Origin of the sequence: Curtobacterium flaccumfaciens UCD-AKU (genome assembly GCF_000349565.1) — a bacterium.
GTDB classification, from domain to species: Bacteria; Actinomycetota; Actinomycetes; order Actinomycetales; family Microbacteriaceae; genus Curtobacterium; species Curtobacterium poinsettiae.
Genome location: NZ_KB714619.1, coordinates 1 through 1109, shown reverse-complemented (window position 1 = coordinate 1109; position 1109 = coordinate 1). Strand labels below are relative to the sequence as shown.

Annotated in this window: 1 protein-coding gene; it reads left to right on the top strand. The window is 71.6% G+C overall.

What is annotated here, in order from left to right; genetic code table 11:
- Window positions 1-959, top strand: a 959-nt coding sequence (locus H489_RS28380; protein ID WP_235045678.1) for a GNAT family N-acetyltransferase, incomplete at its 5' end; no start/stop codon positions are given.
- Between the last annotated feature and the right edge of the window lie 150 nt (window positions 960-1109).

The window sequence follows — 1109 nt, the reverse complement described above, 5'->3', positions numbered from 1 at the left end:
CAGGCTCGTGCTCGATGACCGACTCCTCCCCGCAGCTGCGGATCCGACGCGCAACGCCCGACGACGTGCCGGCCCTCACCCGCTGGAGCAGCGACGAGACCGTGGCGTGGGTCGACGCCGAGCGCCTGACCGACGAACTCCGCACGGGCAACTACCGACCGCAATGGTCGTGGATCGCCGAACGCGCAGGGCAGCCCGTCGGCCGAGCGCTCTGGTGGGGGCAGGCAGACAGCGAACGACCCGCCACCCTGGACTGTCTCTCGACGAGTGTTCGAGGCGCCGCCGCGGTCGACGTCGGTGCCGCGTTGGTCCGGGCCGGGCTCGACGCGTTCGGCGCCGGCGCTCCGCTCGAGTACAACGTGGACGTCGCGCCGACCTGGACGGACGACCCGGCAGCAGTCGAAGCGGTCCGGTGGCGACACGAAGCAGCGCACCTCGGCGGCTTCACCCGGACCACCGAGCGCATCAGCTTCGCGCGCACCGCTGCGACCCCGAGACCACCGCGTCCGACGCGGCTCCGGTTCGCCCCGGCTGAGGACACGACCTTCCGGGCGCTGTTCGCGGCCGTCGCGCCCGGTTCCCTCGACGACCACACCAACGACATGGTCGCCCGCGAGGGCGTCGATGCACTGGCCGACGACGATCTCGAGTTCTACCGCTCGCTGCCCGGCGACCGGCACGCGTGGCGCACGGCGCACCTGTCCGACGGCAACGCCGTGGGGTTCATCATCCCCACCAGGACGGCGTACGACGCGAGCATCAGCTACCTCGGGGTCCTGCCGGAACACCGCGGACACGGGTTCGTCCACGACCTGCTGGCCGAGATGACCCACGTCCACCACGACGACGGGCAAGACCGCATCGTCGGGACCACCGACGCCGCCAACACCCCGATGCGAGCGGCCTTCGAACGAGCCGGCTTCGCCGTCACACGCGTGCGGATCGTCCACGCGCAGTGACGAGCGCGGGCGGGCCGTGGACGCCGGGCAGAGCCAGAGCCACGGCGGGAGCGCAGACCCGACGACACGCCCGGCGACGACCGATCTGTGAGGATGTCCCCTCCGTGCACACTGCGGAGTGAAGGGGGTGGACATGAACCGATCAGCCGA